Consider the following 16,687-nt stretch of genomic DNA (forward strand, 5'->3'; position numbering starts at 1 on the left):
TGGCCCGGTGCGGTCGGAGGCGCCCGTGCTGGTCGGCGGCGCTGTGGTCAGAGGTGCAGCGTGGTCAGAGGTGCAGTGTGGTCAGAGGTGCTTGGGGACGCGCGGGCCGGTGACGCCCCAGAAGACCAGCCTGGTCATGGCTTCCCGCATCTCGTCGATCGGGATCTCCCACGCCTCGAAGCCGGCGCGGTGCGAGGCCACGTGCGCGAGCATGGACACCAGCGCCCCGGCCATCGCCATCGGGGCGACCTCCGTCACCCGGCCGGCCCGGGTCTGCGCCTCGGCGATGACCGCGGCGAGGGCGCGGGTGATCTCGTTGAGCATGGCCACCCGCACCCGGCGGAAGCGCTGGTCGCCCTCCTCGGTGAGCAGGTCGACGACGCGGAGCACGGGCTGGTGGTGGGCCCAGAAGGTGAGGATGCCGTCCACGAGGGTGCTGGCGTTCTGCCAGCCGGCGGCGCCCCGCCACGGCCGCTGGTCGACGAGCTCCGACAGCTTCGCGCCCTCGGCGGCGACCTGGTCGGCCAGCGTCAGCATGGCCGCCTCGATGTCGACGAAGTACTGGTAGAAGGTGGCGGCCGAGGTGCCGGCGGCGCGGCCGATGTCGGCGACCGTGAGCTCCCGGTACGGCGTGGTGCGCAGCAGCTCGTAGGTCTGGTCGAGCAGCCGCTGCCGGGTCGCCATGCCGCGCCGGCCAGGAACCCGCCCGTCCGAGGCGCGAAGTGTGTTCACCGCGGTGCCGATGCCCGTGGTGTCGATGCCCGTGGTGTCGATGCCCGTGGTGTCGACGACTGCAGCGCCGACGCCTGCAGTGCCGGTGCCGGTGCTCGCGTCGGCGATGGGCGCCGGTGTAGTCCTGATCGCCGCGGTGGCGACCGCAGGGGTCTCGCGCACCGGGGTCTCGACCACCGGGGGGACCGCGACGGCAGCGTCAGCTCTGCGCACGTAGCAAGCGTACTGGCGGTTTCTGGCGACCCGTCAGATTCGTGTTGTGACGCCAGCCACCCTGTGCGCCGATCTCGTGCTCCGGGGCGGCCGGCGACGGCGCCGGGAGGCCGGATCACGCCGGACGCGCCCGGGGCCGGGGGCGACGCCGGGATCAACGGGCCGAATGCCGGATCAGGTGGCCGCGGGCCGGTCAGCGGGTGCGGGGCCAGGACCGGGGTGCGCCGACGACTCGAGCTCGGGGCGCAGCAGGTCGGGGCGGCGCGCGGCCACGCTGCGACGCAGCCCCTCCCGCCAGTCGACCCGGGCGTGCCCGGCGAGGGTGTGCATGGTCGTCAGATCGAGCACGACCCCGCGCAGGTTCTCCGGCGACGGCTCGATGACCGGGGTCAGGCCGGTGAGAGCGGCCAGCTCGGCGCACCATTCCTCGACGCTGACGGCCTCGTCGCCGGCCCAGTTCACGAGCGTCGCCGGGACGTCGGCCGCGGCGAGCAGCGCGGGTACCATCGCCACGATGTCGTCGTCGTGGATCAGCTGGTAGCGGCTGGGGCCGTCGGGGTGCACGGTCACCGGCATGCCCGCGGCGATCATGTCGAGGTGGTAGAGGGGGAGACCACCGAAGGGCCCGTACGGCATGTTCAGGCGGGCGATCGTCGTCGGCAGCCCGAAGCGGGTGGCACCGTACCGGGCCGCCCCCTCCGCGGCGATCTTGCAGACGCTGTAGGTGGCCAGGAACGGCAGGACGTGGTGGCTGTCCCCGAGCCGGTCGCCCTCGGCGAGGGGCCGGACCGCCTCCGCCGAGCCGCCGCCGCCCGTGCCCGAATCGGCGTCCGCCGGGCCGCCGCACCCGCCCGCCGGGCCGTCGCCCGCGTCGCCCGTTCCGCCTGCGTCGCCCGTTCCGCCCGCGTCCGCGTAGACGGCGCCGGAGGAGCAGTGCAGGAAGGACCGGGCGGTGGCGTAGCGCTCCATGAGCGCCAGCGTCCCGCCGACGTTTCCGTCGAGGTCGACGCCCCACCGGTTGCTCTTGACCACGCCGAAGTGGAGCACGTGGTCGACCTGCTCGGGCAGGGCGGCGAGGCCGTCCCGCCCGGCCGTCACCAGGTTGACCGGTACGCAGCGCACACCGGCAGCGCTCAGTTCGTCGCGGATGCCGCTGTCGCGGAAGCGGGCCGCGCCGTAGACGGTGTGCTCCCGGGCGAGGGCGGCGGCCAGGGGCCTGGCGACCTGCCCGGTCACCCCGGTGACGAGGATCGTGCTGCCGGTGCGCATGCCGTCAGTGCCCGTGCAGGATGACGCCGCGGATGTTGCGGCCGGCTCGCATGTCGTCGTAGCCGGTGTTGATCTCGTCCAGGGTGTAGCGGTTGGTGATCAGCTCGTCAAGCTTGAGCTGGCCGGACCGGTAGAGCGACAGCAGCCGGGGGATGTCGGCCTGCCCGTTCGACGCGCCGAACAGGGTGCCGCGCAGCTCCTTCTGAAAGATGGTCAGATCGAACAGGGACAGGGTCACCTCGGTCTCGACGGCCGGCGCGACCGCGGTGACGATCGCCCGCCCGCCCTTCGACACGAGCCCGAGCAGCGGCGCGATCTGGTCACCGTGCGCCACGCCGACGGTCAGGATCGCCGCGTCGGCCATGACGCCCCTGGTCAGCTCGCGGACGAGCTCGGTGGCCTGCGCCATCGACGGGCTGGTGTGGGTCGCCCCGAAGACCTTCGCCTGGTCGCGCTTGAACTCCACCGGGTCGACCGCGATGATCAGCTCCGCGCCGGCGATCCGGGCGCCCTGGATCGCGTTCATGCCGACCCCGCCGGCGCCGACCACGACCACCGCCTCCCCGGGGCGCACCCCGGCGGTGTGCACGGCGGAGCCGAAACCGGTGGGCACCCCGCAGGCGACCAGCGCGGCGGCGTCCATCGGCAGGTCGTCGTCGATCCTGATGACGGACGCCTCGTGCAGCACGGCGTACTGGCTGAACGTGCCGAGGAAGCACATCGTCGTGACGTCCTTGCCCCGGGCGTGCAGCCGGGACGTCCCGTCGACGCCGACACCCATCATCAGCGACCCGCCGAGGTCGCACAGGTTCGTCCGGCCGGTGGCGCACCAGCGGCAGTGCCCGCAGCTGGGCATGAACATCACGACGACGTGGTCACCCGGGCGGACCCGGGTGACGTTCGGCCCGACCTCCTCGACGATCCCCGCGCCCTCGTGGCCGGCGACCATCGGGAGGACCGACGGCATGTCACCGGTCGCCAGATGGTCGTCGGAGTGGCATAAGCCGGCTGCGACCACCCGGATGAGCACCTCACCGGCCTTCGGCGGGTCGAGGTCGACCTCCTCGACGCTCCAGGGATCACCGACGTTCCAGAGCACTGCGGCCTTCGTCTTCATCTGCGGACCCGCTTCCTGTGCGGTCGGCGCCGGATCGCGGCGCGGTTGTCTCGCTGGGTCAACGAACCTTCTGGACGTACTCCCCCAGAAGGTAGGAGTCGGCGGCGTAACGGTCCACGTCCGCGCCGGGCCGCAGGTGCACCAGATCGACCGAACGCAGATCGGGGCCTTCACCGATCGTTTTCAGGACGTCATATCTGAGGTGGTCGCGGACGAGCTCGTCCGGTGGGTCCGGCATCGGCCGGACCGGGCCGCTGTCACCCAGCTCGAGCCGGGCCAGCGTCACCCCCGGTGAACGCGATCCCGGCACATGATCCTCCAGCTCACCGGATCGGTCCGCGGCCCGAAGCACGGTGCGGCGGACCTGGTAGATCGGGAAGGGGGCGAGGAAGTTCAGCGAGTCGGTGATGACCTCGACGGCGTCCTCGGGGGAGGTGAAGCCGCGGTCGGGGTCGAAGAAGACGTCGGCGGACGGGGTCACGATCTCGGTGACGGCGTCGACGGGGACGGGGCCGTGCCCGTCCTCGGTCAGCCGGACGACATACCGGCCGGTCGCCGTCGACGTCCGGATCGCCAGCGGCACGTGTACGTCGAGGTAGTGGCGGCGGAAGGCGTCGACCGTCATGCCCGCGCGCCGCATGAACAGGAACAGCAGGACGTCCATCACGAGATCCGCTCGATGATCGTGCCGGTGGCCAGCGCGCCGCCGGCGCACATCGACACCAGGGCGGTGGTGCCGCCGGAGCGTTCCAGCTCGTGCAGCGCGGTGGTGAGCAGCCGGCACCCGGTGGACCCGACGGGATGGCCGAGCGCGATCGCGCCCCCGTTGACGTTGACCCGGTCCGGGTCGGGGCGCAGCGCCCGGGCCCAGGAGAGCACGACGGCCGCGAACGCCTCGTTGACCTCGAACCGGTCGATGTCGGCGACGGACATCCCGGCCCGGTCGAGCACCCGCCGGCTGGCGGCGATCGGGCCGTTGAGCAGCAGGTACGGGTCGTCGCCGACGAGGGCCTGGGCGACGATCCGGGCCCGGGGCCGCAGCCCCAGCGCCCGCGCGCGGTCAGCGTCCATGATCAGCAGGGCGGCGGCCCCGTCGGAGATCTGCGACGACGTCCCCGCGGTGTGCAGGCCGTCGGGCAGCACGGGCCGCAGCGCGGCGAGCTTCTCGACGGACGTGTCGCGCAGCCCGCCGTCGACGTCGACGGTGACCGACTCGCCGGTCGGGTCGCCCGCGTCGTCCAGCACGGGCGCCTCCAGTGGGGCAACCTCGGCCTTGAACCGGCCCTCGGCCCACGCGCGGGCGGCGAGGGCCTGCGAACGGGCGCCGAACTCGTCCAGCTCGGCGCGGCTGACGCCGACGCCGCGGGCGATGCGGTCGGCCGCGGTGAACTGGTCGGGCAGGCCGCTGTCCCAGCCCGGCGGGCGCGGCAACCCGGGGCCGCCCTGCACCGCCGCGCCCAGGCCGACCCGGCTCATGACCTCGACGCCGCAGGCGATGCCGGCGTCGATCGTGCCGGTGGCGACCAGCCCGGCGACGAGATGGGCCGCCTGCTGCGAGGAGCCGCACTGGCAGTCGACCGTGGTGGCGGCCGTGGTGGTGGGCAGCTCGCTGGCCAGCCAGGCGTAGCGGGTGATGTTCGACGCCTGCTCGCCGGCCTGGGTGACGCAGCCCCCGACGACCTGCTCGACGCTCGCGGGGTCGAGGCCGGCGCGTTCGAGGACCGCGCGCTGCGTGTGGCCGAGCAGGTGGGCGGGGTGGACACCCGCGAGCGCCCCGCGCCGTCGGCCGATGGGTGAGCGGGTCGCCTCGACGATCACTGGATTCGGCATGGGACGCCTCTCGGTCGTCGCCGGCTGCCGCCGGCGGATCGGCGCCCTCCAAACTAGTACGTGTTCTAGTTTCCGGCAATCATCATCTGATGACCTGTCAGGAGTTCTTGCCAGCCGTGGTAGAACGCGTTCTCATCGGAACGGTGACGTCGAGACGCGCGCGGGCCCGGTGCGGGCGAGCGGCGGCCGGGGCGCGGCGGCGGTGCTAGTGGACGAGCTCGCGGACGACCAGTTCCAGGTCGTCGAGCACCTGCCGGGCCTTGGTGCGGCCGGACAGCCACTGGATCTCGCTGACGAACCACACCTTGGCGATCAGGCCCGCCACCGCGATGTCACGCGGGGTCGGATCGCCGTCCTCACCGCGCATCATGCGAATGATGATCGAGTTCATCCGCTGGGTGACCTGGTCGACCTCGGCGGTGGCCGACGCGTCCGCGAACATGACCGCCCGGACCAGCGCGCCGGCCAGGTTCGGATCCCGCTGGAAGACCTTGGTGGCGCGGCTGAGGACGGCCAGGATCCGGTCCGCCGGGGTGAGGCCCGCCATGCGCTCGGCGGACGGCAGCCGGATGCCGTCGATCTCGCGGGCCATCGCGGACACCAGCAGCTGCACCTTCGACGGGAAGTAGCGGTACAGCGTCCCGAGCGCGACCCCGGAGCGCTCCGCCACCGCCCGCATCTGCACGGCGTCGTACCCGCCCTCGGAGCCGAGCGCGACGGCGGCGTCCAGAATCCGCTCCCGCCGTGCTCGCTGGGCGGGCCTGTCCAGCCCGTCACTGTCCGCTGGGGGCGGAACCGCCGGTGACGCCATGGACCGGAGCGTACCCGTGATCAGCCCGAACCCGGGTGCGGACATCCGAGCAGCCGGCAATCCATCTGCAACCAGGACATAACGCCATCCAGGAGGATTGTTGTGACCGCTGATCTGGCACTCGGCCTGATGCTCGGCTACTGGCCGGCGGTGCCACCGGACGATCATCTGGAGCTGACGCTCGCCGCCGAGGAATACGGCTACGCGTCGGTGTGGACGGCCGAGGCCTACGGCTCCGACGCGATCAGCCCGTTGGCCTGGCTGGGCTCGCGGACGAGCCGGATCACTCTCGCCACCGGGCTGGCACAGCTGTCCGCCCGCACGCCGGCCTGTCTCGCGATGACCGCGGCGACCCTGGACCACCTGTCCGGTGGGCGGTTCCTGCTGGGGCTCGGCGTGTCCGGCCCGCAGGTGGTCGAGGGCTGGTACGGGCAGCCCTTCGCCCGGCCGCTCGCCCGCACCCGGGAGTACGTCGACATCCTGCGGGCGGTGTGGCGCCGCGACGCCCCGGTCACCAGCGACGGGCCGCACTACCCGCTGCCACTGCCCCCGGCGGCACCGCCGGGGGTGCCGCCGTCGGCCGGGGCCGGGGCCGGGGCCGGAGCTGGGGCCGGGGCTTCGGGTCTGCCGCCGGCGGGCGCTGGCCCGGCGCGGGGCGTCACCGGGCTCGGCAAGCCGCTGAAGATCACTACGCATCCACTGCGGCCGCGGATCCCCGTCTACCTCGGCGCCGAAGGCCCGGGGAACGTGGCGCTGGCCGCCGAGATCGCCGACGGCTGGCTGCCGATCTTCTACCACCCCGAGCGCGGGCCCGCGGCGTACGCGGCGGCCCTGGCCGGGGCGCCCGCCGACTTCTCGATCGCCTGCCCGGTGACGGTGGTCGTGGACGACGACGTCGAGGCGGCGTTGCTGCGCATCAAGTGGACGCTGGCGTTCTACCTCGGCGGCATGGGCGCCAAGGACGTCAACTTCCATGTGGACGTCGTGTCGCGGTTCGGTTTCGGCGACGCCGCCGCACGGGTGCAGCAGCTGTTCCTCGCGGGGGAGCGGGAGGCCGCCGTGCGGGCCGTCCCGGACGATCTCGCCGACGGCATCGCGCTGGTCGGGCCCTGGGCGCGGATCCGGGAGCGCCTCGAGCTGTGGCGGGCCTCGCCCGTCCACACCCTGCTGATCGGCGGCGTACGCGACCCGCAGGCGTTGCGGAAGCTCATCGAGCTGCTCTGACGCGGGGGAGGGCGCCAGGGGCCGGCGGTCAGGAGGCCGGCGGTCAGGAGTGAGCAGCCAGCGGCCCGGCGGTCAGGTTGCCAGGGGGTTGGCGGCCAGGGGCGCTGGTCGGGGGCGGTGGTCAGGGGGTCAGCAGGGGCCCCACCTCGGAGCCGAACGCCGCGATCTGATCGATCAGCTCGACCGGGCCGCGGCTGGGGAACCGCACCTGCAGGTGGTCGACGCCGACGTCGCGGTAGCGGCGCAGGTGCTCGGCGAGCCGCGCGGGCGTCCCGGCCCGGCAGGGGCGGCCGACGTCCCAGGTGGGCTGGCCGAGGTGCAGCCAGTCGGTGATCGCGCCGATGTCGCAGGGCTGGGTGACTCCGGCCGCGGCGCGTTCGGTGCGCAGCAGCTCGACCAGCGGCGGCAGCTGGTCGAGCGGGGTGCCCTGGGGTAACCACCCGTCGCCGAGCCGCGCGGCCCGGCGCACCGCCGCCGGCGACGAGCCGCCGATCCACAGCGGCGGGCGCGGGTCCTGCACCGGCCGGGGCGCGAGCCCGAGCTGCCCGTCGACGGTGAAGCTGTCGTTCGCGGCCGTCGGGAACTCGGTGCGCAGGGCCGCGTCGACGACCTCGATCGCGTCGTCGAGCATGCGCCCGCGGCGGGCGAAGTCCAGCCCCAGGCCGGCGAACTCGTCCGCGACGTGCCCCGCGCCGACCCCGAGGATGACCCGGCCGGCGGAGAGGCGGTCGAGGGTCGCGAAGGCCTTCGCCGTCACCAGCGGATGCCGGTAGGCCAGGTTGTAGACGTGGCTGAGCAGCCGCACCCGGGTCGTCGCCGCGGCCAGCCAGCTCAGGGTCGCGACGGAGTCGTACCAGGTGGTGCCCATGGCGGCGGCGAGCCGGCGGGGGATCGCGACGTGGTCGCAGACCGCGACGTAGAGGAAGCCGTGCTCGTCCGCCGCGCGGGCGATCGCCGCGAGGTCGTCCGGCGTGGCCGTGGCCTCCCACGGCTCGGCGAACAGGCTGCTCTGCGCCTGGATCGGCAGCTGGATCCCGAAGGCGAGTGCCCCGCGGGGCACGACGGACGGGCCGCGAGAAACGATCATGGCAGCAGAGTGTATTCAAAGATTTTCTGACGGGTCACCAGATTCCGTGCTTGAGTGGACCGCGTTCCGGGCCGACGTGCGCCCGGGGCGGAGGGAGTTCAGCCGTGCCGGACGACGCGGTGGCAGATTCCGTCGACAGCCCCGACTCCGACAGCCCCTACTCCGTGCTCCCCGCCGCCGGCCCGTACGGCGTCGCCATCGGCTCCGCGCTGATCACGATGGTGGAGCCGCATCCGGGTGCCGAGGCCGAGTACAACCGCTGGTACGAGGACGATCACTTCTACGCGGGTGCCATGGCGATGCCCTGGATGTTCGCCGGCCGGCGCTGGGTGGCGCCCAGGGCGCTGCAGGCGCTGCGCGAGCCGGCCGACTCGGCCGTCGCGCGGCCGCTGGAGGCCGGCAAGTACATCGCGGTCTACTGGCTGACCCGCGGCCGCTACCGCGACCACATGCGGTGGACCGTCGCCACGAACCAGCGGCTCAACGCCGACGGACGCATCTTCCACCGGCGTGACCACGTCTTCACCGCTTTCCAGGACTATCTCGGCGCGGTGTATCGCGACGGCCGCGGCGGTGCGCGCGATATCCACGCGCTGGACCATCCGTACGGTGGCCTGGTGGTCGAGGTCGTCGACGCGGTGGGCGAGGCCGCGGTGGATGATGCCTCGGCTGGTGCGGCTGGTGCGGCTGGTGCGGCTGGTGCGGCTGGTGCGGGTGGCGCGGCCGTCTCCGCCCTCGTCGACTGGCTGCGCGCCGAGCGCGCGCCGCGGGTGCTCGCACCCGGTGGCGCGGTGGCGATGGGCCTGCTGTTCACCCCGTTGCCGCTGCCCGAGGACCGGATGGCCTATGTGGACCAGGTCGCCGGTCTCGGACGCCGCCTGACCGTGCTGTGGTTCACCGAGACGACGCCGGCGCGGTGCTGGGCGCCTGGCTTCACCGCGGCCGCCGCGGACTGGGAGAAGTCGGGCCTCGGCCGGCTGGAGCTGCTCGCCCCGTTCGTCCCCACCCTGCCCGGCACGCAGACCTACGTCGACGAGCTTCGCTGACCCGCTCGGCTCGTCCGGCCCCCAATGCTGTTTCTGATATTGCGTCAGGAAACGAGACGCGAGAACCTGTTCTAGTTTTGAGCTTGGCGGACGCGACGGATCTCGGAGGTCCCGACATGTCGCTCGACCAGATCGATGTCTACGACCCCGGCCGCTACGTCCAGGGGCTGCCCCATGACGAGTTCAGGATCCTGCGGGCCCAGGCACCGGTGTTCCACCACCGCGACCCGGAGCGCGAGGCCGGCTTCTGGGCGGTGACCCGGCACGCGGACGTCGTGCACATCTCCCGCAGCCCGGACCAGTTCTCGTCCAACCGGGAGACCTGCCTGCTGCCCGAGCTCACCCCGGAAGCCCTGGCCGAGCAGCAGCTCATGATGGTCAACCAGGACCCGCCGGAACACACCCGGCTGCGCAGCCTGGTGAACCGGGGCTTCACCCCGCGCATGATCGGGCGCCTCACCGACAGGATCCGGACCTCGTGCGAGAAGATCGTCGACCGCGCGATCGAGGCCGGCGAGGGCGACTTCGTGAAGATCTGCGCGGCGGAGCTGCCGCTTGTCGTGATCGCGGAGCTGATCGGCGTCCCGCATGAGGACAGGCACCGGCTGTTCAACTGGTCGAACCGGATGCTGGCCAGCGACGATCCCGAGCTGTCCGCCGACGCGGCCGACCAGCAGGCCGCCGCGATGGAGGCGTACGCCTACGCGAACGAGCTGGGCGCGGCGCGGCGCGGCTGCCCGGCCGACGACATCCTGACCAAGCTCGTCACCGCCGACGAGAACGGCCACGAGCTGTCCGAGATGGAGTTCGACCTGTTCTTCATCCTGCTCATGGTCGCCGGCAACGAGACCACGCGAAATGCCATCTCCGGTGGCATGCAAGCGTTGCTGGACCATCCCGAACAGTGGGAGAAGCTCAGGGCGGGCAGGTCCGACCCGGCGGTGCTGACCAGGGCGGCGGACGAGATCGTCCGCTGGGTCAGCCCGGTGATGGGCTTCCGCCGCACGACCACGACCGACGTGGTGCTCGGCGGCCAGCCGATCGCCGCCGGAGAGAAGGTCGTCATGTACTACTCGTCGGCGAACTACGACGAGTCGGTGTTCGCCGACCCCTACCGTTTCGACATCGGCCGCGACCCGAACCCGCACGTGGGCTTCGGCGGCGGCGGCCCGCACTTCTGCCTCGGCAGGCACCTGGCGATGCGCGAGATCGAGCTGATGCTCGAAACGCTGGTCACCCGGCTGGACCGGGTCGAGCCGATCGCGCCTGCCCGCCGCCTGCGGTCGAACTTCATCAACGGCGTGAAGGAAATGCCGGTCCGTTTCGTGCCGGAGCGCGCCCTGTGAGCGGCGACAGCTCCGGAAGCTCGGCGGGTTCCAGTGGTTCTGGTGGTTCTGGTGGTTTCGGTGGTTCTGGTGGTTTCGACGGTGCGGTGGCGATCGTCACCGGCGCGGCGCGCGGCATCGGCGCGGCGACGGCGCATCGGCTCGCCACCCGCGGCGCGACCGTGGCCTGCCTCGACGTCCGGATCGACCAGGCGGAGAAGATCGCCGCCGGCATCGTCGAGGCCGGCGGCGCGGCCCGCGCCTACGTCTGCGACGTCTCCGACGAGGAGTCGGTCGCGGCCGCCGTCCGCGCCGTCGAGGATGACCTGGGCGCACCCAGGGTGCTCGCGAATGTCGCCGGGATCGGCTGGTTCGCGCACACAGCGGAGCAGCCCCTCGCCGACTGGCGCCGGATCATCGACGTCAACCTCACCGGAACGTTCCTGATGAGCCGGGCCTGCCTGGCCGGTTTCCTGGCTCGTGACGGCGGCACCATCGTCAACGTCGCGTCCAGCGCCGGGCTGCGCGCCCAGCCCTACAGCGCCGCCTACTGTGCGTCCAAGGGCGGCGTCGTCATGCTCACCAAGGCGCTGGCCTGGGAGTACGTCAGCAGGAACATCCGGGTGAACGCGGTGGCGCCCGGCGGCATCGACACCGACATCATCGCCGGTTTCATGCCGCCGGAAGGGGCGTCGATGAAGCTGCTCGGCAAGCTCACGGTGCCGGGGGGCTTCGGCGAGCCGGACGACGTCGCGCGCGTCATCGCCTTCCTGGCATCCGCCGAGGCCAGCCTGATGACCGGGACGATCGTCCCGGTCGACGGCGGCATGACCGCCTGAGAAACGGCAGGTTCGAAGTCCGGGGACGCTCGACCGCCCGCCGATAATCCCACCCCGCCGCCACCCCGCCACGCAGCGCCGAAAATTCACGACAAGTGGGCCAAATTGGATGCAGAGTGCCTTGACAACCCGCAAGTAAGAAGGATTTTGGTCGTCAGAACGACCAAAATCCTTCACGCTTCGGTCGCACCGCTCGGCCACCCCCGCATCATTCGCCCGGTAGTGGCGGCAGCCCGAAGCCGCGGTTCGGGAATCTGAGGATTTTCGTCGTTCCCGCGACCAGCTTCCTCAGATCTTGCTCGGCGGCAACGGCGGCAACGGCGGCAACGGCCGCTCGGGGCTCGGGATTCTGCTGTGCACTCCCGAGTGACCAGAATTGGCGGATCTTGCTCGGAGGCTGTGCCGGTCGGGACGACGGCATTCCGGGGCCTTCCATCACTCTCGAAAACATGCTTGTATACATGCAAGTTAATTCTCCAGAGGAGGGCGTATGGCCCGTACTCCTGTCTGTGACCTGCTCGGTATCGAGTTCCCGATCTTCGCCTTCTCGCACTGCCGGGACGTCGTCGCGGCAGTCAGCAGAGCGGGCGGGTTCGGGGTGCTGGGGGCGCTCGCCTTCAACCCCGAGGAGCTCGAGGTCGAACTGTCCTGGATCGACGAGCATGTCGACGGCCGGCCCTACGGCGTCGACATCGTCATGCCGAACTCGTACGTCGGGAAGGGAGGCGGAGCGGAGATCACCAGGGAGAGGATGGTCGAGCTGGTGCCCGACGAGCACCGCCGCTTCGCCGAGTCCGTCCTGGCCGAGCACGACGTCCCGCCGCTGCCCGCGGACGCTGCCGCCGGGGGTGATCTGAAGGCGGCCGGGCTCGGTATCGAGCAGGAGGGTCCGGGGCAGGTCGAGGTGTCCCTCAAGCATCCGGTGAAACTGCTGGTCAACGCGCTGGGGCCGCCACCGAGGGAGGTCATCGACCGCGCCCATGCCCAGGGTGTGCTGGTGGCCGCGCTCGTCGGCGCGAAACGGCACGCCGTCAAGCAGGTCGAGATGGGCGTCGACATCATCGTCGCCCAGGGCACCGAGGCGGGTGGGCACTGCGGCGAGGTCAGCACGATGGTCCTGGTGCCCGAGGTCGTCGACGCGGTGGGGCCGGGCGTCCCGGTGCTCGCCGCGGGTGGGATCGGTGGCGGCCGGCAGATCGCCGCCGCGCTCGCGCTCGGCGCCCAGGGCGCCTGGACGGGTTCGATGTGGCTCACCGTCACCGAGGCCGACACCGCCGAGCCCATCGTCGAGAACCTGCTCGCCGCCACCTCGCGGGACACGGTGCGTTCCCGCGCGATGACGGGCAAGCCCGCCCGGCTGCTGCGCAGCGCCTGGACGGACGCGTGGGAGCGCGAGGACGCCCCGAAGACCCTGCCGATGCCGTTGCAGGGCATTGTGTGGGGGGAGGCGTCGCGGCGCTGGACCCGCGCCGGAACGAAGGCGCTGAGCGGTTTCCCCGTCGGGCAGATCGTGGGCAGCCTCGACCGCCGGCGCCCGACGGCCGAGGTCATGCGCGAGATGGTGGAGGAATGGATCGAGACGACCCAGCGGCTCGGGGCGGTGCTGGAGGACTGACCGGCTCCCTCGGTGGTGACCGCGGCAAGGACAGCGACGGCGTGGACCGCGTGGATGCGAGCTGCGAACCGGGCCAGGGGCCGGATCAGGACCGGGGGCTGGAGCCGGACCAAGGGCCGGAGCCGGACCAAGGGCAGGACTGGGGGCCGGAGCCGGACCGGGAGCTGGATCAGGACCTGGCCCGCATCCACGAGTTCGTCGAGCTGGTCGGGCTGGCCGCACGCAGCCCACGGCAGCGGGAGCGGATGCTGCGGGCCGCCGGCGCACCGATCACCGGCGCGAGCCTCACCCTGCTGCGGTGGATCGCCCGGCACGGCAGCGCGACGTCCTCCGACCTGGCCCGCTGGCTGGATCTCGACCAGTCGACGGTGAGCCGGCAGCTGCGGCCGCTGGAGGAACATCGCCTGGTCGGCCGGTCCGCGGACGGGACGGACCGGCGGGTGGCCCGACTCGCCCCGACCGAGCACGGCGAGGCGCTGCTGGCCGCGGTCCGCGAAGTGGGCCTGCACGACATCGGCGTGGCGCTCGACGGCTTCACCGCCGCCGAGCGTCGTCAGCTCGCCGAGCTTCTCGACCGTATGCGTCTGGGAATGCTGGACGCCCAGGTCGACCCGACCGGCCGCTCGGTCCCTCCGGGACGCAAATCCTGCGCCGTCGAATTCTAGTCATCGTTCGCTGTCGGGAAAGGCTCGCGGATTCAGGTCACCGGAACGGCCCGTCGCAGGATTCCGGGCTTCGGCTTCGGCTGTCGCCGCTGTCGCTGCTTCTGAGTAAGAAGTGAGGATTTCGGCTGCTGCAACAACCAAAATCCTCACTTCTTGCGGACGGCCAATTGACTCTCCGTCCTTTTCGTGACTATTGGGGTGAAATCCTGGCGCGGCGTGACGGCGCGGGATCCCCGGTGGGTCGCCGCGTGGCGAGCGGCGGCTCTCCGAGTCGCAGCTTCTAGCTGGTGCTGCTGCCGAGCAGTTGGTGCTGATGCCGAGCGGGAACGCCGGTTCAGAGGGGTGGGATGACCACGGCGCGGCCGTGTAGGGCGCCGGCTGCCAGGGCGGCGTAGGCCTCGTCGATGTCGGCCAGGGCGAACCGGTCGACGAGGGGACGGATGCGGCCCGCCTCCGCGAGCGCGATCACGTCCTGGAGGTCGGCGATGGTCGACCCCTGGAAGGTGAAGATCTCCGCCTCGCGGGGCAGGGTTCCGTACCAGCCGCGGCGCAGGGTGCCGCCGGCCGCTCCGACCAGGCCGAAGGCGCCCGCCGGGGCCAGTGCGCGCAGGCCGGTGGCGATGCTGGCGTCGGTCCCGACGAAGTCGAGGACGACGTCCGCCGCCTGCGCGCCGCACACGTCGGCAAGGTCATGTGCGGTGGCTGAGGTGATCCCGTCGATGGCCTCGTCGGCGCCCAGCTCGCGGGCGAGGGCACGGCGCCCCGCGGCGCGGTCCACTGCCACCACCCGGGCGGCGCTGAGCGCCTTCAGGTGCTGGATGGCGAACGCGCCGAGGCCGCCCGCGCCGAGGACCACGGCCCACGATCCCGGGCCGAGCCGGGGGAGTGCGCGGCGAACCGCGTGGTACGAGGTGGCGCCGGCGTCCGTCAGCGGTGCGGCCTCCACCGGGTCGAGCGTGGTCAGCGGGACGACTCCGCGCCCGGCCGGCGCGATCACGTACGGGGCCAGCCCGCCGTCCCGGCCGTAGCCGCGGCCCGCCAGGCCGTCGGGGCAGGCGCTGTCCAGCCCGCGCAGGCAGTAGCGGCAGCGCCCGCAGGAGGCCGGTGACACCAGCGCGACGGGCGTGCCCGGAGCGGCGGTCACCGCGGCTGCCTCGTCGCCGGCGTCGGCGATCCAGCCGGCGATCTCGTGCCCGAGGGTGAACGGCACCCGCCAGCCGAGCGCGGCCCCGATCTCCGCCGAAATCTGATGTATGGTCAGATCTGAGTGGCACAGCCCGTTGCCTGCGACCCGCACCAGGACCTCTCCCGGGCCCGGTCGTGGGACCGTGATGTCCACGATTGCTGGCTGCTGGAGCCAGTCGGTGAGGCGGTAGGCGGGCATGCTGGCCTCGGGCACCGCGACCCCCTGGATGTCGGCTTTACTGTTTCCTGATGAACCGTCAGATCTGATGTTAGCGTGATTGCGTTCCTCGCCGTGCAAGCCGGAGGGATCCGCCGTGACCGACTCGCACCAGACGGACTCGCACCAGACAGCGCCCGCGGCGCATCGCACGGGTGAAGGTCCCGCTCGCTCCTTCGGCGAGCCCGCCCACTCCTTCGGCAAGCCCGACCACTCGTTCGGCGAGCTGCCGCGGATCATCAGCGTCGACGATCACGTCGTGGAGCCGGCCCACCTGTGGCAACGCTGGCTGCCCGCCCGGCTGCGCGACGCCGGCCCCCGCGTCCAGCGGCGCGGCATCGGGCGCATGGAGCACATCGGCGGCGGCAACTACCGGCAGACGTTCGACGAGGACGGCCCGCAGGCCGACTGCTGGGTGTACGAGGACCTCGTCTACATCCACAAAAGGCACGTCGCGGCGGTCGGCTTCGACCGAGACGACATGACGATGTCCCCGATCACCTACGACGAGATGCGTCCCGGGTGCTACGACCCGGTCGCCCGGGTCGCCGACATGGAGCTCAACCATGTCGAGGCGTCCCTGTGCTTCCCCACCTTTCCCCGCTTCTGCGGCCAGACGTTCGCCGAGGCGCGGGACACCGACCTCGCGCTGGCCTGCGTCCGGGCCTACAACGACTGGATGATCGACGAGTGGTGCGCGGACTCGGGCGGCCGGCTGATCCCGCTGTGCCTGATTCCGCTGTGGGACGCGGAGCTCGCCGCGGGGGAGGTCCGGCGTAACGCGGCGCGCGGCTGCCGGGCCGTCTGCTTCAGTGAGATCCCGCCGCATCTGGGGCTGCCGAGCATCCACAGCGGCAGCTGGGAGCCGTTCCTCGCCGCCTGCGTCGACACCGGGACCGTCGTGTGCATGCACATCGGCTCGTCGTCGCGGATGCCCGCCACCTCCGGCGACGCGCCGCCCGCGGTCGCCGCGACGCTGAGCTTCAACAACGCGATGGCCTCGCTGGCCGACTGGCTGTTCTCCGGCGTGCTGGTTCGCTTTCCCGAGCTGGTCCTCGCCTACTCCGAGGGGCAGATCGGCTGGCTGCCCTACGCGCTGGAACGCGCCGACGACGTCTGGCGGGAGCATCGGGCCTGGGGTGGGGTGCGTGATCTCGTGCCCGAACCGCCGTCGAGCTACTTCCGCCGGCAGGTGTACGGCTGCTTCTTCCGTGACCGGCATGGGCTGGCGTCCCTGGACGCCATCGGGGTCGACAACGTCACCTTCGAGACGGACTACCCGCACACCGACTCGACCTGGCCGAACACACGGCGCGTGGCCGAGGAGATGATGGCCGGCCTGCCCGCGGCGACCGTCCGCAAGATCGTGCGCGGCAATGCCATCCGCATGCTGGGCCTCGACCTGGCCTGAGCGCCGTAGGAACCCGAGTGCCGCCGAGGAGGCCGGCCTCGGTCGGTCCTCGGTGGCCCGAAAGGTCCTGGGGGGCGGTTTCGGGCATCCTGCTGGGAGCC

At 72.1% G+C, this 16,687-nt stretch carries 15 protein-coding genes; 7 read left to right on the forward strand and 8 right to left on the reverse strand.

Annotation, left to right across the window (positions count from 1 at the left end; genetic code table 11):
- Window positions 1-81: 81 nt before the first annotated feature.
- From CcI49_RS01035 to CcI49_RS01060, 6 genes are all read right to left on the reverse strand, one after another.
- Window positions 82-909, reverse strand: a complete 828-nt coding sequence (locus CcI49_RS01035; protein ID WP_241839845.1) for a TetR family transcriptional regulator — start codon at window positions 907-909, stop codon at window positions 82-84.
- Between the two features lie 210 nt (window positions 910-1,119).
- A complete protein-coding gene (locus CcI49_RS01040; protein WP_076823697.1) occupies window positions 1,120-2,214 on the reverse strand; it encodes an NAD(P)-dependent oxidoreductase in 1,095 nt (364 codons plus the stop codon).
- A gap of 4 nt (window positions 2,215-2,218) precedes the next feature.
- On the reverse strand, window positions 2,219-3,331 hold the full coding sequence (locus tag CcI49_RS01045; RefSeq protein ID WP_076823698.1) for an NDMA-dependent alcohol dehydrogenase: 1,113 nt from the start codon (window positions 3,329-3,331) through the stop codon (window positions 2,219-2,221).
- A gap of 58 nt (window positions 3,332-3,389) precedes the next feature.
- Window positions 3,390-3,995, reverse strand: coding sequence for an EthD domain-containing protein (locus tag CcI49_RS01050; protein WP_054564254.1), 606 nt, complete (start codon window positions 3,993-3,995; stop codon window positions 3,390-3,392).
- Window positions 3,995-5,161, reverse strand: a complete 1,167-nt coding sequence (locus CcI49_RS01055; RefSeq protein ID WP_076823699.1) for a steroid 3-ketoacyl-CoA thiolase — start codon at window positions 5,159-5,161, stop codon at window positions 3,995-3,997. Before CcI49_RS01055 ends, CcI49_RS01050 begins: the two co-directional genes overlap by 1 nt.
- A 205-nt stretch (window positions 5,162-5,366) precedes the next feature.
- Window positions 5,367-5,972: a TetR family transcriptional regulator gene (locus tag CcI49_RS01060; RefSeq protein ID WP_076824166.1), complete on the reverse strand. Its 606-nt coding sequence runs from the start codon at window positions 5,970-5,972 to the stop codon at window positions 5,367-5,369.
- A 102-nt stretch (window positions 5,973-6,074) separates the two neighbouring features.
- Between CcI49_RS01060 and CcI49_RS01065 the strand changes: the two genes are divergently transcribed.
- A complete protein-coding gene (locus CcI49_RS01065) occupies window positions 6,075-7,196 on the forward strand; it encodes an LLM class flavin-dependent oxidoreductase (protein WP_083749242.1) in 1,122 nt (373 codons plus the stop codon).
- A gap of 121 nt (window positions 7,197-7,317) precedes the next feature.
- Here the strand turns inward: CcI49_RS01065 and CcI49_RS01070 are convergent, their stop codons facing one another.
- Window positions 7,318-8,283 (reverse strand): TIGR03619 family F420-dependent LLM class oxidoreductase, encoded by a 966-nt coding sequence (locus CcI49_RS01070; protein WP_076823700.1) that lies wholly within the window; start codon window positions 8,281-8,283, stop codon window positions 7,318-7,320.
- Between the two features lie 104 nt (window positions 8,284-8,387).
- Between CcI49_RS01070 and CcI49_RS01075 the strand changes: the two genes are divergently transcribed.
- The 5 genes from CcI49_RS01075 to CcI49_RS01095 all read left to right on the forward strand — a co-directional run bounded on the left by CcI49_RS01075 (window position 8,388) and on the right by CcI49_RS01095 (window position 13,773).
- Window positions 8,388-9,329 (forward strand): hypothetical protein, encoded by a 942-nt coding sequence (locus tag CcI49_RS01075; protein WP_076823701.1) that lies wholly within the window; start codon window positions 8,388-8,390, stop codon window positions 9,327-9,329.
- Window positions 9,330-9,445: 116 nt separating this feature from the next.
- A complete protein-coding gene (locus CcI49_RS01080) occupies window positions 9,446-10,675 on the forward strand; it encodes a cytochrome P450 (protein ID WP_054565317.1) in 1,230 nt (409 codons plus the stop codon).
- Window positions 10,672-11,493 (forward strand): SDR family NAD(P)-dependent oxidoreductase, encoded by an 822-nt coding sequence (locus CcI49_RS01085; RefSeq protein ID WP_083749243.1) that lies wholly within the window; start codon window positions 10,672-10,674, stop codon window positions 11,491-11,493. Before CcI49_RS01080 ends, CcI49_RS01085 begins: the two co-directional genes overlap by 4 nt.
- Before the next feature lie 490 nt (window positions 11,494-11,983).
- On the forward strand, window positions 11,984-13,108 hold the full coding sequence (locus CcI49_RS01090) for a nitronate monooxygenase family protein (protein ID WP_076823702.1): 1,125 nt from the start codon (window positions 11,984-11,986) through the stop codon (window positions 13,106-13,108).
- 41 nt (window positions 13,109-13,149) lie between these two features.
- Entirely contained in the window at window positions 13,150-13,773 is a 624-nt protein-coding gene (locus CcI49_RS01095; protein ID WP_158230685.1) for a MarR family winged helix-turn-helix transcriptional regulator, read from the forward strand.
- Between the two features lie 334 nt (window positions 13,774-14,107).
- Here CcI49_RS01095 and CcI49_RS01100 read toward each other — a convergent pair whose 3' ends face one another.
- Complete coding sequence (locus CcI49_RS01100; RefSeq protein ID WP_241839846.1) at window positions 14,108-15,172, reverse strand: alcohol dehydrogenase catalytic domain-containing protein; 1,065 nt, start codon at window positions 15,170-15,172, stop codon at window positions 14,108-14,110.
- A 229-nt stretch (window positions 15,173-15,401) separates the two neighbouring features.
- Between CcI49_RS01100 and CcI49_RS01105 the strand changes: the two genes are divergently transcribed.
- Window positions 15,402-16,586 carry an amidohydrolase family protein gene (locus CcI49_RS01105; RefSeq protein WP_054565315.1) on the forward strand — a complete coding sequence of 395 codons (1,185 nt, stop codon included), beginning with the start codon at window positions 15,402-15,404 and terminating at the stop codon, window positions 16,584-16,586.
- Window positions 16,587-16,687: the final 101 nt, after the last annotated feature.

It is taken from the genome of Frankia sp. CcI49 (assembly GCF_001983215.1).
In the GTDB taxonomy this organism is placed as follows: domain Bacteria; phylum Actinomycetota; class Actinomycetes; order Frankiales; family Frankiaceae; genus Parafrankia; species Parafrankia irregularis.